General features: G+C 35.0%; 17 protein-coding genes. 8 read left to right on the top strand and 9 right to left on the bottom strand.

The window, feature by feature from the left end; translation table 11 throughout:
* Window positions 1-609 precede the first annotated feature (609 nt).
* The 5 genes from DFQ11_RS10905 to DFQ11_RS10885 all read right to left on the bottom strand — a co-directional run bounded on the left by DFQ11_RS10905 (window position 610) and on the right by DFQ11_RS10885 (window position 10,275).
* Window positions 610-2,571 (bottom strand): putative porin, encoded by a 1,962-nt coding sequence (locus DFQ11_RS10905; protein ID WP_110475914.1) that lies wholly within the window; start codon window positions 2,569-2,571, stop codon window positions 610-612.
* 133 nt (window positions 2,572-2,704) lie between these two features.
* Window positions 2,705-4,675 (bottom strand): S8 family serine peptidase, encoded by a 1,971-nt coding sequence (locus DFQ11_RS10900; RefSeq protein WP_110475913.1) that lies wholly within the window; start codon window positions 4,673-4,675, stop codon window positions 2,705-2,707.
* A 122-nt stretch (window positions 4,676-4,797) separates the two neighbouring features.
* Window positions 4,798-5,538 (bottom strand): hypothetical protein, encoded by a 741-nt coding sequence (locus tag DFQ11_RS10895; protein ID WP_146221529.1) that lies wholly within the window; start codon window positions 5,536-5,538, stop codon window positions 4,798-4,800.
* Window positions 5,539-5,553: 15 nt separating this feature from the next.
* On the bottom strand, window positions 5,554-7,038 hold the full coding sequence (locus tag DFQ11_RS10890; RefSeq protein WP_110475911.1) for a RagB/SusD family nutrient uptake outer membrane protein: 1,485 nt from the start codon (window positions 7,036-7,038) through the stop codon (window positions 5,554-5,556).
* A 12-nt stretch (window positions 7,039-7,050) separates the two neighbouring features.
* The gene (locus DFQ11_RS10885; protein WP_110475910.1) at window positions 7,051-10,275 is read right to left on the bottom strand and encodes a SusC/RagA family TonB-linked outer membrane protein; all 3,225 of its coding nucleotides are present in this window, start codon (window positions 10,273-10,275) and stop codon (window positions 7,051-7,053) included.
* Between the two features lie 213 nt (window positions 10,276-10,488).
* On the opposite strand from DFQ11_RS10885, the gene DFQ11_RS10880 reads away from it, so the two are divergent.
* The 4 genes from DFQ11_RS10880 to DFQ11_RS10865 all read left to right on the top strand — a co-directional run bounded on the left by DFQ11_RS10880 (window position 10,489) and on the right by DFQ11_RS10865 (window position 16,334).
* A complete protein-coding gene (locus DFQ11_RS10880) occupies window positions 10,489-11,091 on the top strand; it encodes a ribonuclease HII (protein WP_110475909.1) in 603 nt (200 codons plus the stop codon).
* A gap of 32 nt (window positions 11,092-11,123) precedes the next feature.
* The gene (locus tag DFQ11_RS10875) at window positions 11,124-13,499 is read left to right on the top strand and encodes a ribonuclease HII (protein ID WP_110475908.1); all 2,376 of its coding nucleotides are present in this window, start codon (window positions 11,124-11,126) and stop codon (window positions 13,497-13,499) included.
* A gap of 73 nt (window positions 13,500-13,572) precedes the next feature.
* Window positions 13,573-15,132, top strand: a complete 1,560-nt coding sequence (locus DFQ11_RS10870) for an OmpA family protein (RefSeq protein ID WP_110475907.1) — start codon at window positions 13,573-13,575, stop codon at window positions 15,130-15,132.
* Window positions 15,133-15,284: 152 nt separating this feature from the next.
* On the top strand, window positions 15,285-16,334 hold the full coding sequence (locus DFQ11_RS10865; protein WP_110475906.1) for a nucleoid-associated protein: 1,050 nt from the start codon (window positions 15,285-15,287) through the stop codon (window positions 16,332-16,334).
* Between the two features lie 8 nt (window positions 16,335-16,342).
* Here the strand turns inward: DFQ11_RS10865 and DFQ11_RS10860 are convergent, their stop codons facing one another.
* Entirely contained in the window at window positions 16,343-17,518 is a 1,176-nt protein-coding gene (locus tag DFQ11_RS10860; protein ID WP_110475905.1) for a dicarboxylate/amino acid:cation symporter, read from the bottom strand.
* A gap of 370 nt (window positions 17,519-17,888) precedes the next feature.
* Here DFQ11_RS10860 and DFQ11_RS10855 point away from each other — a divergent pair, with 370 nt between their 5' ends.
* A complete protein-coding gene (locus DFQ11_RS10855; RefSeq protein ID WP_110475904.1) occupies window positions 17,889-18,392 on the top strand; it encodes a GreA/GreB family elongation factor in 504 nt (167 codons plus the stop codon).
* Between the two features lie 20 nt (window positions 18,393-18,412).
* Here DFQ11_RS10855 and lipB read toward each other — a convergent pair whose 3' ends face one another.
* The 3 genes from lipB to DFQ11_RS10840 all read right to left on the bottom strand — a co-directional run bounded on the left by lipB (window position 18,413) and on the right by DFQ11_RS10840 (window position 20,253).
* Window positions 18,413-19,129, bottom strand: a complete 717-nt coding sequence (gene lipB, locus DFQ11_RS10850) for a lipoyl(octanoyl) transferase LipB (RefSeq protein ID WP_110475903.1) — start codon at window positions 19,127-19,129, stop codon at window positions 18,413-18,415.
* A 4-nt stretch (window positions 19,130-19,133) separates the two neighbouring features.
* On the bottom strand, window positions 19,134-19,970 hold the full coding sequence (locus DFQ11_RS10845) for a hypothetical protein (protein WP_146221528.1): 837 nt from the start codon (window positions 19,968-19,970) through the stop codon (window positions 19,134-19,136).
* A 124-nt stretch (window positions 19,971-20,094) separates the two neighbouring features.
* Entirely contained in the window at window positions 20,095-20,253 is a 159-nt protein-coding gene (locus DFQ11_RS10840; RefSeq protein ID WP_110475901.1) for a YqaE/Pmp3 family membrane protein, read from the bottom strand.
* A gap of 219 nt (window positions 20,254-20,472) precedes the next feature.
* On the opposite strand from DFQ11_RS10840, the gene lysS reads away from it, so the two are divergent.
* From lysS to DFQ11_RS10825, 3 genes are all read left to right on the top strand, one after another.
* On the top strand, window positions 20,473-22,161 hold the full coding sequence (gene lysS / locus DFQ11_RS10835) for a lysine--tRNA ligase (protein ID WP_110475923.1): 1,689 nt from the start codon (window positions 20,473-20,475) through the stop codon (window positions 22,159-22,161).
* A 154-nt stretch (window positions 22,162-22,315) separates the two neighbouring features.
* Entirely contained in the window at window positions 22,316-23,299 is a 984-nt protein-coding gene (locus tag DFQ11_RS10830; protein ID WP_229791284.1) for a hypothetical protein, read from the top strand.
* An 88-nt stretch (window positions 23,300-23,387) separates the two neighbouring features.
* Window positions 23,388-25,874 carry a zinc-dependent metalloprotease gene (locus DFQ11_RS10825; RefSeq protein WP_373287855.1) on the top strand — a complete coding sequence of 829 codons (2,487 nt, stop codon included), beginning with the start codon at window positions 23,388-23,390 and terminating at the stop codon, window positions 25,872-25,874.
* Window positions 25,875-25,938 lie beyond the last annotated feature (64 nt).

Raw genomic sequence — 25,938 nt, 5'->3', positions numbered from 1 at the left:
GAAATGAACGTCTGAAACGCGACACCTTGTCTTTGTTTCGGGGTGCAAATATAGAACCCTTTTTTAATCCCACAACACCTTTTTATAATTTATTTTGTTATTTTTTTTAAATCCCTTGAAACCATAGAAATACATGGTGCTTTTTTTGAAGCATGCTGTTTTGATTCTACCTATATATAATGATCTCTAGTCTTTATCTAGTCTTATGCCTCCATTCCTATGGATCATACCTATCATAATAAGGGATAACCCCTACTATATAATATGAAGGAGCAGTATAAAAACTATGGAGTGTACTAAACCAACACCTATATATAAAGAATCATTAAGTTATTGTGTAGTTAACTCTCGGTCTTTTTATAAGCATCCCTACTCCAACAAACAGTCCATAGCATCGCATTACAGAAAGGTCGTTAGCAAATACTCGTGTTAGCGATAGAAGTGGCATCCTTTTTTGGATCAATATCACTTCCATTTATATACCTATATATATAAGGAGTAATTCTCGAAGTAAAAACTACACCTAAATAGTATAGTCCAAAAAAGATATAGCGGATAGCGCGGCTCTTTTGCTCATTAAAAAGCAAAAGAGAAACGCCCAAATGAGTTTTACAAAAAGAAATCCCATACTAGACCAAAGCGAATAGTAAAATCTCTAAATGGATGGTTGGGTGCTGAAAAATAATCGTAGCCTGTGAAAGATGAATTGAAGTGTTCTGCTTTTAAAAATATTCGTGTTTGTCTCACCTTTGCATTTACAAAAAAGTCTAATCTAGGAAAGCCACCTAATTTTGTTTCATTTTGGGTATAAAACTCTGCCAATAACGGGTCGTAACCATTCATATTATAGGCTGTGAAATAATTTAAGGTCACACCCGTCTGGAGGGTCATGGATTTTTTGAACAACTCCCCTGTATAATACAGTGTGTTTCTAGTAATGAAATCAGGAACATTTAAAACATTTTCGTCACTAACCACATTTTGATATAATATAGTATTGTCTAAGGCAAAACTCCCCACTCTAAATTCCTTTTGTAGTTTTAATCTTAAATATTGAAGGGGCTTATTAAATTGTTTTGGAGAAATTTGTCTTATAGGGTTATCTTCCGTAATCTCTTCTAAATTAAAGTAAGTATAATTGTCGATATTTGAAATGTCTAATTCGGCAGTTAAATACTTTTCAGACTGCATGCTAAATTTTAACTGTTGTGTATTTACATTTTTAAAATTGTCAAAATTATACCAGTTGTAATTAATATAGTCGCTCTGATAGAGTAAGTAGTTATAATTAGCTAACCTAGAATTTATGCTAATCCCCCCTTCAAACGCAATATCTTCATTCAGTTTTAAGTTAATGGTCCCATCTAAAAAACTACCGACGAAAGAATCAGATAAATTTAAACCTCCATTTGCTTGTATATTGAAACCTTTATAGGTTTTAGCATAGGCACCTTCGATACCGAAATAATTGGATTTAATTCTATTAGGTATAACTTGTGACTGCAATATGGCTACACTATTATAACCATAATTGAGATTAGTATAATTAACGGCAAACTTAATATCACCTAAAATGTTATTCGCATAGTTGATTCCAACCGCAGTTTTAAACTTTTCTAAGGTCACCTTATCATTAATAGTATTATTAAAGGCATCTCCAAAGTATGTGGTAATGGCTCCTTTTTGATTATACTGATAATATTTATCTTCAAAGTCAATAACGTTATATACGGAAATGCCGTTATGAGAGAGAGAGTCTTTTCTTTTTAAAATAGCGTACGACTGCTCAATATGAAAACGTTTACCTTCTAGGATATTTTCGGCATTTTCAAAATTAGGATCGAAAACAGATCTATCAATAAACTCTTTATTACCAGAAGTGAAATTTTCAAGATCTTCTGTTTTTATTCCGCCATTTTCTTGATTTAGTAAATCTTGCATAACTATATATGCCTTGGCGTGATATTTTTCGTTCTTTGTTTTATAATTGGTTATAAAACGAAAGTTACCAGTACTTGTTAAAGCATTTTGATAATTTCCTAAAGATCTTAAACCCTTATAAGCAATAGCAAAATTAAATTCTTTAGAAAGGTTAACCGTAAAAAACGCATCTAATAGCTGCCCTTGTTCAAATGCAGTCTTATAGGTTAGTCGTGTCCATGGAGTAGCCACTTCATAAAATCTTATATCCTCATGTTCGAGATAGTTATAATGTCGGGCTCTTGCTCCAAATAATGGGGCTGTTTCTTGGTCTGCTGGATTAAAACTAAGGGTATTATAAGTTTGCCCGATATTAGCAAATGGCATTAATCCAAAATTATCTCGTTGTAGATAGTTGAATTTGTAATCTTTTTTAATAGAAATCGTTGTATCTACTTGAATAGAATCAGACTCGCTATTAAATTGTCTATACATATCAATAGTTGCCAGTTTATTAAAACCACCTGCCCTTTTTGTTACGGAAGTATCTAATCTGTTTCCACCGCCTACACCTCCAACTAATTTTCTTTGTGCTGTTACACTAAATGTAATAAAGCAGAGAAATAATATATAGAAATATTTTTTATGCATTTAAGTTTTTTCAATTTCAAACAAAGTAAACTATAAATTATTGTTTATGAATAATGAATTACAATTTACTTAACAAAAAAGACCAACAGAATAAATTGTTGGTCTTTTTATAAAATATTAATACTAATCGTATTTATTCGATAATAATTTTTTGTGTTGACGTGTTATTACCTTGAGATATGTTGGCAACATATATTCCACTAGCAACACCATTTAAATTTATAGTTTTATTGAATTGCGCTGAATCATTTACAAATACATTTTTATAAACTAAACGTCCACTCACATCATAAATATCTACTTTGATATCATTGCTGTTGTTTACGCTTGAATCAAAACTAATAGTGAATTCTCCTTTATTAGGATTTGGATAAACGACTAAACTATTAGACAATAGATTGTCTTGAGTACTTAGAGTGATATTATTTCCTGTTACTATTAACGAGAAATCTTGAGTTTGAGGAAAAAATGGATCTAAAGGATCGCCAGCATTACCCTTTAATGTTCCTTTATGACTTACTGTTAAAGTGTATACGCCTGAAGAAGGTGCCTCTATTTCCACTATTTCAATGTTATCGACAGTATTATCTCCTTTCGAGTTAGAAAATCCTGAAGATGCAGAGTAATCCAGCTTCCAAGGGAAATATGTGTTGCCATCTTTAGTTAATCTTAAATCCAAATCATTTACCAATCTTGGAGTAGGATCATTTAAAGTTCCATTAGATATTATTCCTGGCATATCTGTCCAGGCTATAGTTGCTTTTAATTTATCCCCTTCTTGAGCCGTAAAAGTCATAGTGTAGGTCTCACCTTGAGCTAAATTTAACTCATCTAATAACGCTGTATTATTTTGAGCGTCTAAAATAGTCTCTGCTGATGCTCTCGCATCTAAAAATCCCCAACCAAATTTAGGGTCTGGTCCTGGTGTGGCATAATCATCAACTGAAGTATGACATACTAGTCCACGTAAAGTTGAAGAATTCATATATTCGCCATGTAACTGTTTATAATATTGTTGCAATAAAGCTAAAGTTCCTGTAGTATTAGGCGCTGACATTGAAGTACCAGAAAATTCGGCATATCCACCTCCAGGTACTGATGACTTAACATTTGTTCCATCAGCTGCGATATCAGGTTTTATTCTTAAATCATCAGTAGGCCCTTGACTACTACCTGTGTTTATATTCACTGCTTCTAAGTCATATATAAATGGAGATAAAACAGGACTAGCATTTGCAATTACTAGGTTGTTCTTAGCGTTTTTATCAGTAGTAAGTTTATCATAACCGGAATACATACCTCCAGTGTATATAGTGGTACCTGAATTTCCTGCGGATGCAACAATTAAATATTTAGGGTTATTCTTTGATATTTGATCAATATTTCTTGCATCTTGTGTGTATGCTCCCATGTACCAAGCTGGTATCGTTTCGCCCCCAGATGATACAGGTACACCATAAGAGTGATTGGAAAGTACAATTGGATCAATAGTTGCATTGGCTGCAGAAATCATTTCGGCATAATCGTTAGTCCAATTGTATGAATTTACATTAATATTCGTTGCCATTCCTTTAGCCTCAGCAAATACTCCTTTAGCCGCTATAGTTCCAGAGACGTGAGTAGCATGACCACTAAATTCGCCAGGATCATCATCTGACATAGCGAAATCAACGACATTTATACGAGATCCAGAATTATCTGAATTTTGAAATTCTGGATGGTTTAGGTCAGCTGGTCCTCCGTCCCAAACACCAACTGTCATTCCTGTTCCATCTAAATCTAATTCTAAATCCCCACCAACTTGTAAATGAGATGTCTTAGTTGCTCTTCCTGCATTCAAATTATTTGTAGATCTATATAAGACTACGCCATCTACAATATCATAGATTTGAGTAAAATTTATTCCGTCTTTTTTACTAGTTATTGTTTTTGGATTTTTCTTTAAATAAGCCTGAACTCTTGCCAAACGAGCTTGTTCTTGCCTGTCTAATTGTCTTAATAATTCTATATTCTCTTTAGACATGTTGGCCTTTTCAGGGCTCTGCCCATAACTCTGATTAAGCATTAAAGTCAACGCTATCAAGATTAAGTAGGAGTGTTTCATATTAATATAAGTATAATTTTGTTGCAATATACATCAAAATTGATTGAATTCATAAGGTGTTTTTTAATAAAAAAGCCATCGTATAAAAATACGATGGCTTTAATTTGAATGACATTTTAATACTATTCTATTGTAAATTCAGCAGAAATATTAGATACAGCAGGATATCCACTTCCAATATCTGGAACAGATCCTGAAGAAATTACATCATCTCCTGTTGTGATAGTATAATCAGTACCACCATCACCATAAAGGTCATATACAACAATACCATAATTTCCTGGCTCTAAGCAGAAGCGAATGTCGTATGATTCTAATCCATCATATTCTGCATCAGCACCTCCTGTATACAAAATAGCAGGTGGTGTAGCATCCATATCATAGATTCTCCAAATCGCTTCATCTGCGTAATCATCAAACACTAGATTTAGATTAATCAACGTCTCTTCACATAACTCTGTTGCAGTGATAACGATACTATCACTAACATCTAGTCCAACTTCATCTTGAAATGAAATTACTAAAGTTTGATCAAAGAATGCTAAAGAGTCATCATCAGATACTGAAATGGTAAATGTTCCTACATTTGAATTTGCTGGAATAGTCACTGTGCTCGGCACCACATATTCAGTTCCAAGAGTAGAAGATTCATCTACGTAAATCGAATATGTTCTTTCACTAGACGCTTTCTCACTTGATGCGAATGTTATTTCCATAGTACTACTAGAGTTCTTTGGAATCTCTACATACAATGGACTTATTTCAAAACCAACATAATTGCTAAGTTTTGTTTCATCATCTGCCTCACAGTTAAACATGATGACTGCTGTAAAGACAGCAAGATATTTAAAATATTTTCTCATAATAATTCGTTGGTTTTAGTTTTGGCTATTAATATTAGGATTGTTATCAATTTCAGATTGTGGAATCTGGAAAGACAATTCATCTGAATTAGAAGCAAACGACTCACCTGCACGGAATACGTGATTAGAACCTCTTTGAACAGTAGCTTGGTTTCTCTTCATAGCTAAGTATGATTTACCTTCACCCCACATTTCAATCCTTGTTTGTAAATAAATAGCATTTCTTAACTGATTTCCTGAAAGTGGTGCCACATATGCAGCAGCCTCAGACGCGCCTAAACGGTTCGTTAACAACTCAACTAATGTAGCTTTAGCACCAGCTTCATCACCAGTTTTAGCTGCAGCTTCTGCACTTAGTAAGTAAAACTCCTCAACTCTCATGAAAATAAGGTCTGTTGTAATAATATATTGTAAACCTGCAGTTCTAGCTGGGTCGAAAAACTTATTAATTGGCATTAAGTCCGCATTTGGAGTCGTACCAAATTGTGTTTTTCTTATATCATTATCAGGAATTTGGCTAAACAAAAGGTTATCAATAGACTTAGCATCACCTGCCCAAGCATAGCTATACGTAAAGTAATCGATTTGTCCCCACCAATCAATTAATTGATGTCCTAAATCTTCAGTTAAATCAAATCCCCACATCCAAGATCCAGAATTGATATCATTGAAACCTGAACCAGCTCCTGGGTATGCAAGTTGACCAGTTGTAGTTAATGGGTAACCACTAGCTATTACTGCATCAGCTTGTACCTTAGCGTTAGCATAATCACCTTTAGCCGCATAAGTATAAGCTAAAAGACCTTGAGCTACTGATTTATCTATTTGACTCTTATTAGAACGTGTATATCCATCTAATAAAGAAATAGCATCTGTTAAATCACTTATGATTAGATCATAAATTTGAGATGCAGGCACTTTAGCAGTTTCAGCAACTTCACTATCGTAATATGGTAAAATAGGTTGTGCTGGATCATACTCTCTCTGAAACAATTGAGTTAAGTAGAAATAAGCATAAGCTCTAGAAGCTTTTGCCTGGCCTAAAATACGACGAGCTCCATCCGTTTCAGGTTGTGCGTCATTACCACCCGATGACATAATTACACTATTAGATAAGTTAACGATCTTATAGTAGTAATCCCAAACAATTTTATTCTCAGTAGCGGTAAAATCTACAGTTGCAACCAAATTGGCAGAACCGTTATACCATCCATAAGAACTTGTAGCTAAGGCCATATCTCCAGACAACATGTCCATCCAGATATCTACACCTTTTTGCCCAATATCGTAGTGTTGCGTTGTAATACCACGATCTTGTATCATGAAACTTGCAATTCCATCTAATGTACCCTCAATTAAAGCAGGGTTTTGGTCTGAGTATTCCACTAATTCCGCACTCGTGATCACATTTGTGTTTCTCACTGGATCTAGGAAGTCCTCGTTACACCCAACAAAAATCATTGAGGTACATGCAATTAAATAAACTATACTTCTTTTCATATTAACGTTTTTTTAAAATTCAATTTTTGCACCAAGACTAAAAGAAGTCATTGGCATATAGATACCAGAGTTAGTACTGCTGATAAGTGTAGCTGGGTTTAATCCATCTCTAGCACTTAACATCATTAAGTTATCTCCAGATACAAATAATCTTACATTAGTAAGATTCATATCACTAACTGCTTGCTTAGGTAATGTATAGCTAAGGTTTACGTTATTTAATGATAAGTAATCTGCCTTTGTTAAGAAACGAGTAGACGTTCCACTAAATCTAGTATCAGCACTATAACCTGCAGAGAATCTAGGGATATTAGTGATATCACCTGGCTGTTGCCATGCATCTCTAACATCTGTATGGAAGTTATCAGATCCAATTAAGTTTCTGTTTTCCATTAATCTTGCGTATCCACTGTCATACACATAACCACCAATACTATAGCTGAACTGTGCAGTTAAGTCAAATCCTTTGTACCCAGTATTAAGACGGAAACCACCTCTTACCTTAGGAATTGCAGATTTTCCAACATACTTGTTCGTAGCATCTGTATAAGTGTCAGTTACTGTTTTTCTTACATTAGCATTTGGGTTCTCATCTAAATAAATAGTCATACTACCTATCTTCTCGTCACCAGGGCTGAATACACCATTATTATCTACATCATCATAGTACATATTCCATAAAGCAGCACCAGATGCAGGATCTACACCAGCCCACTCACGCATATACCAATCGTATAGAGATTTTCCTTGAGATAATCTACCATCTAATACTTTAGGCTCTCCAGTTAAATAATCATTTGGCATTTCAGTGATTTCGTTTTCAAACATTTCACCGTTTACACCTAAAGATAATTTAAAGTCACCATCTCTTAATAATCTGTAGTTAGCGCTAAACTCTAAACCTCTGTTTTGTAATTTACCATCGTTATACTGAATATTAGCTGAACCACTAGATCCTGGTAAGCTTTGGTCAAAGAATAAGTTAGTTGTGTTTTTCACATAGTAATCAACATCAAGATCTAATCTGTCATTGAACCAAGTACTTTCAAAACCAACTTGTGCAATTTTAGAAGTTTCCCAAGTTAAATCTGGGTTAGCTAAAGTAGCACCTTGTGTAAATGAATAACTACCGTCAGCAGTATCATTGATGTTATATAATTGCCATCCGTACTGTAAGTTAGTACCTTGATCTCCAATTACACCATAACTACCTTTTACTTTTAAGTAATCTAACACACCTGAATTAGCCATAAAATCTTCTGAAGTTACAACCCATCCAAGACCTGCAGAACCAAAAGTACCCCACTTATCGTTTAAGAAACGTGAAGAACCATCTCGTCTAACAGATGCAGTAAAGTAATACTTACCATCATAGTTATAATTCAATTGAGAGAAATAACTATCTAATGTCCATCCTTGAGTAAACGAATACGCCTTACCAAATGGAGTTGTATATTGTGCTAAATCTAAAGTGTTTGGAAGGATTGCTGTTTGAGCACCTGCCCCCATTCTCTTAAATCTATTCTCAGTAGATTCGTGAGCTACGAAAGCCTCTACAGTATGAGCTCCGTATGATTTATTGAAACGTAATAACTGTAAGAAGTTTTGGTTGATATTTAAATCTTGTACTTTAAATAATGTACCACCAACATCTGCAGAACCACCATAGAATGGGTTAGCTCTAGACGCGTAATCTTCGTCATTATACTGTCCACTGTAACGAAGCTCTAATTTTAAGTAATCTGTAAAATCAACACCTACATTAAAGTTTCCAAGAACAGTAGCTACATCAGTTTGTACTAAATCATAGTTAGCATCTGCGATACCATTTGTATTAGTCCAAGCACGTCTTCCGTACTCTCCACCATAATCAAATTGGTAACCTCCGAAGATAGGATCTGCAATACGATTACCATCAGCATCTCTAAGATACACATCGTAAATTGTTGGAGTCGTACTTGTAAGTGCAAAAATGTTACCTGAAGAACTTGCTTCATTTTCCGCATCAGAAGAGTTTACATATCTACTTCCAGTGAAAGCGATATTACCTCCTATAGTTAACCAATCTTTAGCTTTATGCTCTAAGTTAATTCTTGTAGCATATCTCGTATATCTCGACTTAATTGCATACCCTTGATCATCTAAGTAACCAAAAGATGTTGCGAAACGAGTTTTTTCGTTACCTCCACTAAACTGAACGTTAGCTTCTTGTCTGTAACTAGTATTAAAAGCAGCATCAGACCATTTTGTTGGCGTATACTTTCTAGCAATACCTGGGTTAAATTTACCTGTAGAAGGATTAATTAAATCAGAACCTTGAGCATCCCAAATGTTATACTGATTGTTAATACCTTCTGGAGTACCATATAAATTAGCACTTGCCCAAGCAGCTGGATCAGCCTGACCTAATAAAGCACCTTTATTTACAAGAGATCTCCAAGACACCTCCATATATTCTTCTGGAGACTCAATCACATCATATTGAGGTAAAAACAAAGTATTGATACTTGTTTTAAAATCTACTGTAATTTTAGAAGTTCCTGTTTTACCTTGCTTAGTTGTAATTAAAATTACACCGTTAGCACCTCTTGATCCATAAATAGAAGTAGCCGCTGCATCTTTTAATACAGTTGTACTTTCAATATCTGCTGCGTTAATCGAAGAGATATCACTATTATATGGAGCACCATCTACTACATATAATGGAGATTGGTTACCGTTAACAGAACCAAATCCACGAATACGTACTGTTGCAGAAGAACCTGGCGCACCATTTCCTGTTACAACATTCACACCTGCAACCTCACCTTTAAGAGCTTGAGATAAGTTAGATACTGTTTTAGCTTCTAGGTTTTCAGCATTAATTTTTGTTGCTGTACCAGTAAAAGCATCTTTAGTTGTAGTACCATACCCAACAACGATAACTTCATCTAGAGTATTTGCATCCTCTAAAGCAACGTTGTAAGTACTAGCAGCACCTATAAGAACTTCTCCAGGCTTCATACCCACATAAGAAATTACTAAAACATCTCCTTGATTGACTTGAATGGAATACTTTCCATCGAAATCAGTTTGTTGACCCCTTGAGGTCCCTTTTACAATCACACTCGCACCAGGAAGAGGTAAACCATCCGCAGCCGTTGTTACTGTACCTGTGACAGTTTTCTCTTGTGCAAAAGAAAATTGCATCACGAACGCCATAAAAAGCGTCAATAACCATGTTAACTTTAATTTCATAAAACAATTATTTGAGTTAGTCTAGCTGCAAACATCTTAATTTAATATTAAATAAACAAGCCTTTTTGCCAAAAATATGTTAATGGGTTGCGTAATTATTAGGAATTCCATAATCCTGATTTTTCCACTGTTTAACACTGCTACTCAATACTTAGATGTGAAAATTGTAAAAGGGTTGCGTTAAAATTTTAACTTTGTTCAAAATTTAATGCTTTGGCTCTAAAAAAACAGTTTTCTACCTATAGTTTTGAATGTGGCACAGATGAAGCAGGAAGAGGTTGTTTAGCTGGCCCTGTTACGGCTGCAGCGGTAATTCTACCTCAATCTTTCAACAATTCTTTGCTTAACGACTCTAAACAACTATCGGAAAAGAAAAGGCATATCTTAAAACCCATAATTGAAATTGAAAGCCTTTCGTTCGGTGTTCAACATATTTTTGAATCTGAAATTGACAGAATTAATATATTAAACGCATCAATTAAAGCAATGCATGGTTCCATTTCACAACTAAAACAATCACCAGAATACATAATAGTTGATGGAAATAAATTTAAACCATTCAAAAACATCCCTTATTCTACAATAATTAAAGGAGATGGTAAATATTTGAGCATAGCAGCAGCGTCTATACTAGCCAAAACATATAGAGATGAATATATGGAGAGAATCCATGAAGAATACCCTATGTACAATTGGAAAAAAAACAAAGGCTATCCAACTCGAGAACACAGAGAGGCTATTAAAAAGTATGGTATAACCAAATATCATAGAAAATCATTTAGATTATTACCCGAGCAATACCAATTGGATATTTAACTTTTTATATTTGTAATCTAAATTTTATCTTAATGAAGCGACTTGGGTTATTTTCGATTTTGTTCATCTTATTATTTGCTTGCCAGAAAGATTATAATAAAACGAAACAGCCACATCAGTTTATTCCCAAAAACACTCAAGCTGTTATACAAATTAATGAGCTCAATGATTTTATCAGTAGTATTAAAAACAATGATGTTCTATCAGGTATACATAATGACGATTTAAAAAATGCTTCCCAAATCCTCAAGCACTTTAATACAACACAAAAAGTATTCATATCCTTATTAGATACCATTAAAGGAAATTCAGATTATGTCATTCTTACTCCAAACGACAGTACTTTATTTGTCGTAGACTCCATACCTAATCACATTTCTAAAACTTTAGTAGACTTAGATATCCAAGAAACTCAAATTGAAAAGTCTACCATATATCACAAAGTCGTTGGAAAAACATTTGCTGCATCCAACAATTTAAAGGTTCTTCAGGAACTTAACTCTAAGAATGAAGATACGGAGCTCAGTCGTTTAATTGAATCAACGAATCACAAATCTGTAGCGTCTGTTTTATTTAAATCTACAGCCAACAATTATTCAAAACTTCTATTCTCTGACGTTCTCGGTAATGACAAGAGCAACTTTACCGTGCTAGACTTTAACTATATAGACAAAGGTTTACATTACAGTGGAATTCTCACATCAAAAGATTCCAGTACAAATCACCTTGAGATATTTAAAAACACCTTACCTCAAAAAACAAACACACCTTCCATTGCTCCATATAATACGAGCTCTTTGATAAGTATAGCTTATGACGATTTTTCAGTATTTAATAAAAATCTCAAAACCTTCAACAATAATGATGATGAAGAGGTGAGCACTGAAAGTTTTTTAAATTTCACAAATGAAATTGCCTTAATTGACGAGGCGCTTGTGCTTCATACTTTAGACCCAAAGCTTATTTTAGAATCTATAGAAGAAAAATCCGTAACTGAAACTTTCCGCTCTATTGATATTTTCGAATTTGAACAACCGGAATTTTTCACCACGAAACTTAAACCTTTTATAAGCTACGATAATGCCCAGTACTTTTCGGTATATGAAAACTTCATGGTATTTGCGAGTACTCTAGATCAACTAAAACAGGTATTAACACACGCACTTAATTCCAATACATTATCTAATTCAGAAGCTTTTAAAAACATCAATCAAAAGTTGAGTAGCGAATCGTCATTATTTATATTTAAAAATGACGAGGCCCTTTCTAACGCTTTAGGCCAACCTATGGATAATTACAATGCCAATGCTGTTCAGTTTATTCGAGAAGATAATTTCACTTACGTTAATGGGATAATCCGTGAATTCAAGAAAAGAGCCGCCTCAAACTCAGTGACCGAAGTATTCACTACTAAAATAGACGCCTCCATCCTAACGCCACCACAGACCGTTATTAATCATGTATCCAAATCACATGATATCGTGGTGCAGGACGTTAACAACGTGCTATACTTAATTTCTAGTTCTGGAAGCATTCTTTGGAAGAAACAATTGCACGGTAAAATCCTTGGCCAAGTCGAGCAAATAGACATGTATAAAAATGGCCGATTACAATTGGCATTTGCCACACCTCACCGCTTGTACGTATTAGATAGAAATGGGAATAACGTATCCCCTTTTCCCTTAAAGTATAATGACGAAATCACACAACCCCTTTCTGTATTTGATTATGAAAATAGAAGAAACTATAGGTTGTTAATCACCCAAGGTAAAAACCTTCTCATGTACACTGCGAAGGGGAAATTCATGAATGGCTTCAAATACAAAAGCAAAGGGTCTGAAATTATTTCACAACCACATCATTTCAGAATTGGTTCTAAAGACTATATCGTATTTGGCGCAGGAGAAACACTCAAAATTCTAAACCGCCAAGGCTCTATAAGAATTAATGTGAAGGATAAAATTCACTTTTCGGGTAATGATATTTATTTATACCAAAATAAGTTCACAACGACCAATACACTAGGCCAACTTGCACAAGTTGACACTCGTGGGCGAATAAATACTACTAGCTTAAATCTAACAGACAAGCATCGTATTACTACCACCAGTAAAACTTTAGTCACTTTAACAGAAAATAAATTAAAGATTAAATCTAGAACAGTAGATTTAGATTACGGGGAATATACCGAACCGCGAATCTTCTATTTGAATGATAAAATTTACGTCAGCACTACAGATTTACAATCTAAAAAGGTCTATCTTTTTGATAGCCAAGCTGAGCCTATTCCTAATTTTCCTGTTTTTGGAACAGGGCCTGCCGAATTACAAAAATTAGATAAAGACCAAAGTTTGGAACTTATTACACAAAGTGATGATAAAACCATCGTTGTTTACAAGTTACACTAGGCAAAACTGAGTTTTCATTTTTTAAATTGATTAGTTATTCTTAAGTTTACAGAGCTATTAATCAATTACTTATATGAAATATTCACTATTTTATAAGCAGTTATGCTTATCGGTTTTACTCCTAATGTTTGTTATTCCTCATGTGGATGCGCAAACCAAAAAAATCAAACGTCCAAGAAGCAGAGTTGGCATATCTAGTGTCGATAATTTCGTTCAGAAATCCTTCAACTTATATGAGAAAGTGTATAAGTATGACGGTTACGCCGCTTCCGGAACACCATTAGATGATGAGGACATAGATGTTTTAGAAGAGGCGCTTGAAGAGGTTACTATAGTCAGTGAAAATGCGCCTAATATTCTCAATGACTTAGACGGCAAAGGCGCTCTAAAACAAGCCAAAGCTACCTTACAAATCAATAAGGCAAAAAAAGCGCTATCCTACAGTATTTCTACATCAAAAGAATTATTACTTGGCCAACGTGAACGCAATAAGAAAAAGGAAGAAAACACTTCAGAAGACAAAGACCAAACAGTAGAAGCCTCTAACGACAATTCAACAAGCAGTACAAACACGCATAGCAACACTAGCACTGCTTCTTCAAACATCTCAAAAGACCTAGAAGTTTACAGTAAATATGATTTTGTTCCAGGTGATGAAACTTTATTTTTTGATGATTTCTCTGAAGATTTTATAGGTGATTTTCCATCACGATGGAACACCAATGGTTCTGGTGAGGTGGTAAGAATTAATAATGCTGAAGGGAATTGGTTTGAAATGCAGCCAGGACGCAAAATTTATTCTATCCCAGATGTAAAAAGTTTGCCAGAAGACTACTCCATCGAATTCGATTTACTTACATCTGGTTTGTCTAAAAAAACCTCTGCTAACGCCATGTTCTCCATATACATCAGTGATACCAATACATTCGAAGATGGCAAAGATCACTTTGTAAAAGTTTCAATTCCTTTAGGCCAACATAATATTTTTAGCATTCACAATTACAACTATTTTAATGGAAGCCCAGGCACCATTGATAGTCATATTTCTACAGATATTAGAAACGAGATTTTAAACCAACCTCATATCGCCATATCGGTAACTAAACACCGTTTTAGACTATGGATAAATGAAACCAAGCACCTCGATATTCCAAGGTTTATTGAAGAATCTAATGTGCTCAACCATATAAAATTTGGCATTGTGAGCCTAGTCCATGACGGTGAACGTATATTTATTAATAACCTTAAAGTAGCTAAAGGTGGTGTCGATTTAAGACGAAAGTTAATGTCGGAAGGGAAAATTTCTACGAATGGCATTTTATTTGAATCAGGCTCAGCAAAAATTGAACCCCAATCCCTGGGCATTGTGCTTCAAATTTCACAAGTCTTAAAACAAGATGAATCGATAAAATTGAACATTATAGGTCATACAGACTCTGATGGTAAAACGGATGCGAATCTAAAACTTTCAAAAGCCAGAGCCGCAGCTGTAAAAGAGGCCTTAGTTTCCATTTATAATATTTCAGAAGAACGCTTAACCACAGATGGTAAAGGCTCGAGCGAGCCCGTTGGGGACAATAGTACATCAGATGGTAAAGCGCAAAACCGACGTGTGGAATTTATAAAAATATAAAGAAGGTTTTAAGTCTTAAAATATCAAAATTAAATGGTCGTTTTATAATTTATATATCTTTCCTTTTGTAGTATTGTAGTCTTAAATTTAGGTTTTGGTTTTATAAACTTAAAAGCCTTTATTAGTGACAAACAATTTGCAAACATTTTAAAATGATTAAACGACAAAAAGCCTCTTTAAAAAGCTGTATTATACACAAGGTTGGAAACAAATTTAACGGCACCAAAAATGCCTTCTCTGATGCTACAGTAGATTTTGACGAAGCCACTTATAACTTAATGCTTCCTTATCTTTTAAAACCTTTTGTGAGTGTTGCAGAGAGCTACAGATTCCATCACCACAGTGATGTTGGACTCAATGAAATCAACATCTACAGCGACCAATTGTTTAAAGAGGATGCCGATTTTGTAGAGATATCAAAACATATTGTCACCCACTTATTTGAGCAGAGTAATTCAGCACAAATTAAGACCGGAGATGTGCTTGTTTGTCATTTCGAAAATGTACAATACGAAGACTATTTTACAGACGCTATTGGTATTTTTAAAATTGAAAATAAAACCGAGTTTTTTCAAACCTATTTAGAGGATAACAACTACGATATTTTAGTTCAGAAAGGCATCCAAGCCAAGAAGGTGGACAAGGGTTGTTTAATCCTAAATACTTCCGATATGGAAGGAAAAATTGTGTTCAGTGTAGATAACAATACTTACGATACACAATATTGGATAAAAAGTTTTTTAAACATCAGATATCCTGACGATAGTAACCAACATACAAAAAACTGTATCGAGCTTTGTAGAGAGTTTTCAAAAGAAGTACTTCAACCTAATTTTGGTGGCCAAGAGCAAAGTAATTTCCTAGCTAAAACCGTCGATTTTTTCAAGGAAAATGAAATTGTAAACATCGAAACTTTTAAAGAGGAAGTCTTTGATGAAGAAGACAAAATTCAACTCTTTGAAGATTATAAGAAAAACTACGAATCAGACCATAAAGTTCTCATTAGAAATCAGTTTGACGTCTCTGAAATTGCCTTAAAAAAGCAAAAACAAAAGATAAAAACAGAGATAAAACTCGATACGAATATTCAAATCAAACTCGATGTCGATGCGCCAGATGCTTCAGCAGAGTATTTAGAACGCGGTTACGACGAAGACAAAAAAATGCACTATTATAAAGTGTTTTTTAATGATGAGTCTTAACGAAGTGGTTAAGCGACGATCTTTTCTTTAGTTATCTTATCGACCACTAAAGAAATAGCACCATCTCCGGTGACATTACAAGCGGTTCCGAAGCTGTCCATAGCAATATACAAGGCAATCATAAGACCTATCATATCTTCGTTAAATCCTAACATAGACTGTAAGATTCCTACGGCCGCCATAATCGCGCCTCCAGGCACTCCTGGTGCTGCAATCATCGCGATTCCTAAAACAAAGATAAAACCAGAGAATAGAGCAAAACTAAAAGGCATCCCTTGTAATATCATTAAAGCCATTGCGCAGGCCGTAATTTTCATAATACTTCCAGACAAGTGAATGGTAGCACATAAGGGAATAACAAATCCTGCAATTTTTTCTGAAACACCATTCTTTAAAGCTTGTTTCAAAGTCACAGGAATAGTCGCTGCCGAAGATTGAGTCCCTAATGCCGTAAAATAAGCGGGCATCATAGTTATTAATAACTTTATAGGGTTCTGCTTTGTTACAACTCCTGCTATCACATATTGAAGTAATAATAGAAGAATATGCAACGCAAAAATAACACCTATAATGCTAATGAATACGGATAAAATAGAGAATACCTTACCGTTAAATGACATACTCACAAATATGCCTAATATGAATAGCGGCAGTAAAGGCACGATGACATTTTCTATTAATTGCATTATAATTTTCTGAAAGTCCTTAACTATTAATTTCAAATTCGATTTCTCTTGAAACGACAGTCCTAAACCAATAACAAACGCTAGAACCAAGGCCGACATTACATCCAAAACAGGAGGTATATTAATACTGAAGTATGGCGTCAATTCCTTACCCGAATCCGCTATTTGCCCCGCAGTTTCCACATGCGACTCTAATAGAAATGGGAAGATATTCGAAGCTGTAAAATAGGTCATAAAACCAGAAAACAAGGTCGAACCATAAGCTATCAAAGCTGTAATCAATAATAACTTTCCGGCACCTCTACCCAAATCGGAAATGGCAGGCATAATTAAGCCCATGATAATTAAAGGTATAGAGAAACTTAAAAATTGGCCAAAAAGCGCATTAAATGTGGTAAATATTCGGTTTATGGATTCAGGTAAAACTTGACCAAAAAGAATCCCTAAAACTATGGCAATAAAAACCTTAAATAATAAATTTGAATAAATACGCTTCATAAGTAATGTTAACTTGATTAAGACTCATACAGTCTTCAGTAGATTATTTTAAGTTTGCTAATATACAGCCTATCGCAAGAACAAGCATTCTCTATAAAGGTTTTATTCATTCAAACAAAGTCTGTACAAAGTTTTAAACATTGATTTTTAGTAGCAATAATTATGAATTATCTTTACCAAAGACTAAATAGATATACTCATGAAATCCAGTAAAAGAATTTTCGATCTCAGCTTTATAATAATTGCAACTGGGTTATTTATAGCTCTAAACGAATTCAATGTGCTTAACAAACACATCGCTTTTAGCATAATTCCGATACTAATTGCTTATTTTATCGGACAGTATTCAGCAAAAAAGTTTCAATAAATTATGAGTAGAGGATTTGTAAAAGAAGATGATCAGGAAGAAATTCCTATTGTACCACCTAGAGCAGACTTACCGGAAGGGGTGACCAATTACGTGACTCAAGTTGGTATGAATCAACTATTGGAAGAAAAACAGTCGTTAATAGACGAAAGAGATAAGCTTGATACCACCAACGACAACGAAAGGCGAATTGCCGTCAACCACATTAATGCAAAATTACAGCTCTTACTAAACCGTATTGCAACAGCCAAAATAGTAGAGCTTGATAAACAACCACAAGAAGAGGTGCGCTTTGGTGCCACAGTGACACTTAAAATCGGAAAAGAGCCCAAACTCAACAGGTATCAAATAGTTGGTGTAGACGAGGCCGATATATCCAAAGGTAAAATAGCATTTATCTCACCAATAGCTAGGTTACTAACCAATAAAAAAGTGGGAGAAAAAGCCGTATTAAAACTCGCCACAGAAGAGCGTGTTTTTGAAATTAAAGGCATCGATTATTTATAACTCCGAAACGCTAATTCAAATTAAAGCACTGAAGGCTCATAAACATATTCTGCTTCAAACAAGTCTTTAAAATGCTTTAAAATCTTTGTTTTCACCTCAGCTTCATCAACCCTATCCACACCTAATTCATTATTAAGTGTTGTGACCGCTTTACCGCGAATACCACAAGGAATAATATTATCAAAATAACCTAAATCAGCATTCACATTTAAAGCAAAACCGTGCATAGTCACCCAACGGCTCGCTCTAACTCCCATAGCGCAAATTTTACGAGCAAATGGCGTCCCTACATCAAGCCAAACTCCTGTTTCTCCAGGACTACGCTCGGTTTCCAAACCGTATTCAGCTAAGGTGAGAATAATCGCTTCTTCCAAAAAACGAAGATATTTATGGATATCCGTGAAGAAATTATCTAAGTCCAAAATTGGATAACCCACAATTTGACCTGGACCGTGATAAGTGATGTCTCCTCCTCTATTTATTTTATAAAATGTAGCTCCTTTTTCCTTCAATTGCTCTTCAGAAAGCAGCAAGTTAGATAAATCTCCACTTTTACCTAATGTATAAACATGAGGATGCTCAACAAACAAAAAGTAATTATCTGTTTCTAAACCAGCGTCCTCTCTTCTATTCTTAATTTTTGTATCTAAAATTGATTTAAAAAGCATCTCTTGGTAATCCCAAGTTTCTTTAAAATCTTTAGTCCCTAAATCTTGTATCTGTACTGTTTTATTCAAAATCTTAATCTTCTAGTATAATATTTAAATTCATCACTGAATTATCTTTGTTTATGACATCCCAAGGCATTACAACCGTGACCGTTTTCCCGTCTTCAGAAATTGTAGCTCCTTCATGCTTAACCGATTTTATTTTCTTCGGAAAGGTATACACCAACGTATAATTAGATTTGGCAAATATCTCCTCAAATTGCACCTTAAACTGCTCTCCGAATTCGTCGGCATCAGCTTCTATTTCGGTGTTTTCATTATCTAATTCCTCTTCTTCAATCGAATCATTATCAATAACACTATCATCGGTCTCAGGAAAAGACTGAGTTCTTGAAAACGTATTGTTTTTAAAAGTATAGATTACTTGATCGGTTTTTGTTAATTCGTCCAGTTGATCTTCGGGAGCTTGCCCCTCCTTATTTCCTAAGGTTTTCACAATACCAATGGCTTCATTAGTTTGATCATGCACACTCTCTAAATCATTAACCGACTTAAATGGTTTAAGAATACTAAATTCAAAAATATGTTCTTCCTCATCCATCCTTATGCTCATGGTCACATCTTTCAATTTTTCCAGTCGTAGACGTTCTGCTTCAGGAAGTGTAGAGATACTATCCTTATAGGTTTCCATTAAAGAACTAAAAACGATAGTCGTATCCATCTTCTGCTCTTTTGCCTTTTGTTCTTTTTCAGCATCTGACTTCTGAGAGTTGGCAAAATTTAGCATAGGCGACATATCAAATGAAGACTTGAAATCGCCACTCATATCCTTATTGAAAACAATCGATTCGGTAACATTGCAACTTGTAAGAAGAACAAGAATAGCAATAAATAATAATTGAATTTTCATACCTAAAATTTGAACCAAAGGTAATTAAAAAGTAATTAGACCAATACGAATACAAACGAAGAATGCTATTCCTTATTGAATTTTTATATTCCTATGGGGCCCATAAAAACATTCAAACCAACTATTATCTTTTGGGATTATTTAAAATAATCAAGGCCGCAATCACCCCCGGAGCCCAACCACAAAGCCATAAAATAAAAGTGATAAGAATAGAACCACAGCCTTTATCAATAACCGCTAAAGGTGGACAAATAATAGAAAGTATAACACGCCAAAAACTCATAATTTAATTGATAATAAAATACAATGATTAGACGCTAATGAACCAATAATGTTACAAAAATCAGTGGTTTTCATTCATAATAGAACAAAATTGATACAATTGTTAAGTTTTAAGCCTTAAGATGCTTAAAACATTCCTAAAAGAATTCCCTAATTTTTCTAAATAGTGTAATTTTGCAAACGCTTGTCAAAAATTGGCAAGATTATAAAATTATTCAGAATGCAACTTTCAGAACAAGAATTGGTAAGACGCCAAAAGTTAGACAAGCTTAGAGCTTTAGGAATCAACCCTTATCCAGCGGATTTATTTCCAGTTGATCACACTTCGAAACAGATAAAATCGAATTACGAAGATGGTAAACAGGTAGTTATTGCTGGTCGTCTAATGGCTATCAATATCCAAGGAAAAGCTTCTTTTGCTCAATTACAAGATAGTGAAGGTCGTATTCAGGTATATTTTAACAGAGACGAAATCTGTCCAGGTGAAGATAAATCCTTGTACAATGATGTCTTTAAGAAATTACTAGATTTAGGTGATTTTGTAGGGATTGAAGGTGAACTTTTCACAACGCAAGTGGGTGAAAAGACAGTAATGGTAAAGCAGTTTAAACTATTAAGTAAGGCTTTAAAACCGCTACCTATTCCTAAGCAAAAAGATGGAAAGACTTATGATGCGTTTACAGATCCTGAACAGCGTTACAGACAACGTTATGCCGACTTGGCTGTAAATCCACATGTAAAAGAAGTGTTCATCAAACGAACGAAGCTTTACAATGCCATGCGTCAATTTTTTAATGATGCAGGATATTTTGAAGTTGAAACGCCAATCTTACAGCCTATTCCAGGAGGAGCTGCAGCAAGACCATTTGTAACACATCACAATAGTTTAGACATTCCATTATATATGCGAATTGCTAACGAATTATATCTAAAACGATTAATTGTTGGTGGCTTTGATGGGGTATATGAATTCTCTAAAAACTTCCGTAACGAAGGGATGGACAGAACTCATAACCCAGAGTTTACAGCCATGGAAATCTATGTATCTTACAAAGATTACAATTGGATGATGGATTTCTGCGAGCGCTTATTAGAGCATTGTGCCATTGCCGTAAACGGAACATCGGAAGCAACTTTCGGTGAACATAAAATCAATTTCAAAGCGCCATACAAGCGTATTACCATGCGTGATTCTATATTGGAATTCACAGGTTTTGATATTTATAACAAAACCGAAGATGAAATTAGAGCCGCTGCAAAAGCAATGCATATCGAAGTGGATGACACCATGGGTAAAGGCAAATTGATAGATGAGATTTTTGGAGAGAAGTGTGAAGGCAATTATATTCAACCAACGTTCATCACAGATTATCCAAAGGAAATGAGTCCACTATGTAAAGAACATAGAGACAACCCAGAATTAACAGAGCGTTTTGAATTGATGGTTTGCGGTAAGGAAATCGCTAATGCCTATTCCGAACTTAATGACCCAATAGATCAACGTGAGCGCTTTGAAGAGCAACTGAAGCTCGCTCAAAAAGGCGATGACGAAGCTACCGAATTTATAGATTACGATTTTTTACGTGCCTTAGAATACGGAATGCCGCCAACATCTGGTATGGGAATTGGAATGGACCGTTTAATCATGTACCTCACCAATAATCAAAGCATTCAAGAAGTATTGTTCTTCCCTCAAATGCGACCAGAAAAGAAGAAAGTAAATCTTAGCGATAACGAAAAAACGATTTTTGAAATTCTTAAACTTCAAAATCGAATGGATTTAAATGTTCTAAAATCGCAATCAGGCTTAAGTAATAAAGCTTGGGATAAAGGCATCAAAGGTTTAGGAAAACACGGTTTAACAAAGGTAGAAAAAACCGATGAGGGCCTATTTGTTGAGTTGGTTTAAACTTAAAATTTTAATCATGAAAAGGAGTTACTGAAGAGTAATTCCTTTTTTTTATCCTGTTTTTTGGAGTATGAACAGATAAAAATTAGTTTTTAATCTGTTTTTCTATACTTTAGAATTCTTTATTTAAATTAGAAAAGTCATATCTCTTAACATGAAAAACCTATTCAAACTACTTATTCTTACCCTACTTTTCAGTTCTTGTGAGAAAGACCCCTCTATCTTCCCTGTTGAAACTCCCGAAGTTGTGGCAGAATTCAAAACCAACCTCTCTGAACTCAATCTATTTACTGGTGAATTAAGTGAATTAAATCATTCATCACGTGCTTTTGAATACAATCTGAGTAGCACCCTATTTTCAGATTACTCGCATAAACAACGCCTTATAGCTCTACCTGAAGGGACAAGCATGACCTTTAATGGCGACGGCTTACCTATTTTTCCAGACGGGACCCTGATTGCTAAAACCTTTTATTATAATAATGATGAACGAGACCTTAGCTTAGGCCGTACGATAATAGAGACCCGCATATTAATAAAAACTAATGGCGAATGGGAATCGGGCGATTACAAATGGAATGACGAGCAATCAGAGGCCGTGTTAGACTTATCAGGCAGCTCTTTGCCTGTTTCATGGATCGATAGTGAAGGCAACAGCCAGACGACCACTTATAAAATCCCTTCAAATACAGATTGCTTTACCTGCCATAACAATTATGGCTCCACCCAACCTATTGGCCCAAAATTACGATCGATGAATTTCAACATTAATGGCGTGAATCAATTAGAGCAATTTATCACTAACCAACAACTAACGGGCCTCTCAAATAGTTCTTCAGTAAGAAGTCTTCCTAATTGGGAAGATACTTCTATTCCGCTAGAATACAGAGCTAGGGCCTATATGGATATTAATTGCGCGCACTGTCATGTTCCTGGTGGTACTTGCGACGATTTATCCACCTTAAACCTGGCATTTGAAACACCTTTAGAGGAAAGTCAAATTATTGAGCGCAGCTTTAGTATCGATTATAGAATTTCATTTTACTTAGAGGGATTAAGCATGCCATATATTGGAACATCAATGCTGCATAACGAAGGAGTAAGTTTAATTCAAGAATATCTGAATTCCCTAAACTAAACCCGTTAAAGATTTACTAAAGTCGCTTTTAATACTCTCGGAATATCAATAGAATCCTTATTTTCAACAAAATTTTTTAAAACCAACAATTTTGAAACACGTATCAATCAAATTAGTCTTTGTAGCGTCTGCATTTCTTGCATTTTCATGCTCGACCGTGCAAAACGCTGGAAAGTCAAAAAAGGATGCCACTGAAATGGCTCAAAATTCAGGAAAAAAACCTGGAAAAAACGACCCTAAACCTTACGGAAAAGTCATCACTAAAGACGCAAAAAGCGACCAAGGATTATTTACTGTACACGCTTTAGATGACAAATACTACTATGAGATCCCAGATTCTCTTTTTAATAGAGAAATGCTCATGGTTACTCGTATTGCTAAAACAGCATCAGGACTTGGTTTTGGTGGTGGAAAGCAAAATGAACAAGTATTACGCTGGGAAAAAAGAGACAAAAAAGTAGTACTTCGAGTAGTCTCTTATAACGTGGTGGCTGCCGATTCTCTTCCGGTAAATGAAGCAGTAATCAACTCTAACTTCGAGCCTGTACTATTCACATTTCCTATTGAAGCTATAGGCAAAGATTCAACAAGTACAGTCATCGATGCAACACCTCTTTACGAAAAGGATGTTAAACCATTAGGTTTACCACAATTCAGAAGAACAGCCTATAAGATATCTCGATTAGAAAGCGATAAATCGTTTATCGAATCCATTAAAAGTTACCCACGAAATATTGAAACACGTCACGTAAAAACGTATACGGCTGGAAAACCACCTTCAAATTCAAGTACAGGAACAATTTCACTAGAGATTAATAACTCTATGATTTTGTTACCGGACACACCTATGAAGCGTCGTTATTTCGATAAGCGTGTGGGATGGTTTACAAGTAAACAAACCGATTACGGATTAGAAGATCAAAAAAGTAAGACCTTAGAATATTTAGACCGTTGGAGGCTTGAAATCAAAGACGAGGATATCGAAAAATTCAAACGTGGTGAACTTGTAGTTCCTAAAAAACAAATCGTTTATTATATCGATAGAGCAACTCCAGAAAAATGGAGACCTTATATCAAACAAGGAATTGAAGATTGGCAAGTAGCTTTTGAAGCTGCTGGATTTAAAGAAGCTATTATTGCCAAAGACCCTCCTTCAGTGGAAGAAGATCCAGATTGGAGCCCAGAAGATGCACGCTACTCAGTAGTGCGTTATTTAGCATCTCCAATCCCTAATGCCAATGGACCTCACGTAAGTGACCCAAGAACTGGTGAAATTATTGAAAGTGATATTAACTGGTATCATAACGTAATGTCCTTATTAAGAGGATGGTTCTTTGTTCAAACAGCAGCTATAAACCCTGAAGCACAAAGCCCACAATTTAAAGACGAAGTGATGGGACGCTTAATTCGTTTTGTATCTTCTCACGAAGTAGGACACACCTTAGGTTTACCTCATAATATGGGTTCAAGTGTGGCTTATCCTGTTGAAAAATTACGTGATGCTGAATTCACCAAGAAATTCGGAACTGCGCCATCAATCATGGACTATGCACGTTTTAACTATATCGCACAACCAGGAGATGAAGGTGTTGCTTTAATGCCAGATATCGGTCCTTATGATAAATATGCTATCGAATGGGGTTATAGACCTATTTTAGACAAAACGGCTGAAGAGGAAAAACCAATCCTTAACGAGTGGATTATGAAACATGCAGGTGATCCATTATACCGTTTTGGTCATCAACAAGTTGGCGATGTTGTAGACCCGAGTTCTCAAACTGAGGATTTAGGAGATGACGCAATGCTTGCTAGTGATTATGGGATTAAAAACTTAAAGCGTATTGTTCCAAATTTAATTGATTGGACAACAGAAGCTGGTGAGCACTATGACGATTTAGAAGAAATGTACGGACATGTTTTAGCGCAATTTAATCGTTATATGGGTCACGTATCTAATAATATTGGTGGGGTTTATGAGCACTATAAAGCAGCAGACCAAGAAGGCGCTGTATATACGGCCGTTCCAAAAGATCACCAAAAGAGAGCTATGGCTTTTATTCAAGAGCACTTATTCGAAACACCAGAATGGTTAATTGATAAGGATATTTTTGATCGTATTGAGTTTTCAGGCTCTGTAGAACGTGTTAGAGGTATGCAAGAAAGAACCCTAAACAATATTTTAAGTTTAGGTAAAATGCAACGTTTAATTGAAGCACATACTTTTGATGCAAATGCTTACGCACTTACAGAAATGATGAAAGATCTTCGTTCAGGTGTTTGGAGTGAATTACGTACAGGTCAAAGTATCGATACGTACAGACGTAATTTACAACGTGCACATATTGATAGATTAGCCTATTTAATGACGGCTGAAAATCAAAGTGGACGATCAAGAAGTGCCTACGTTAAAATGACAGCAGTAAATACTAGTCAGTCTGATATTAGAGCTGTAGTAAGAGCTGAGTTAACTACCTTACGTAATCAATTACGTTCGGCACGTGGTAGAGATGCCATGAGTAGAATTCATATTGCTGATGCTATAGAGCGAATCAACCTTATTTTAGATCCTAAATAATTTAAGGCTAATTATAGAAAACAAAAAAGGCTTCAATTCAATTTGAAGCCTTTTTTTTATGGAT

Source organism: Winogradskyella epiphytica (genome assembly GCF_003217215.1).
GTDB classification, from domain to species: Bacteria; Bacteroidota; Bacteroidia; order Flavobacteriales; family Flavobacteriaceae; genus Winogradskyella; species Winogradskyella epiphytica.
Note: the sequence above shows the minus strand (reverse complement) of the source record. Positions and strands in the feature narration are given on the sequence as shown.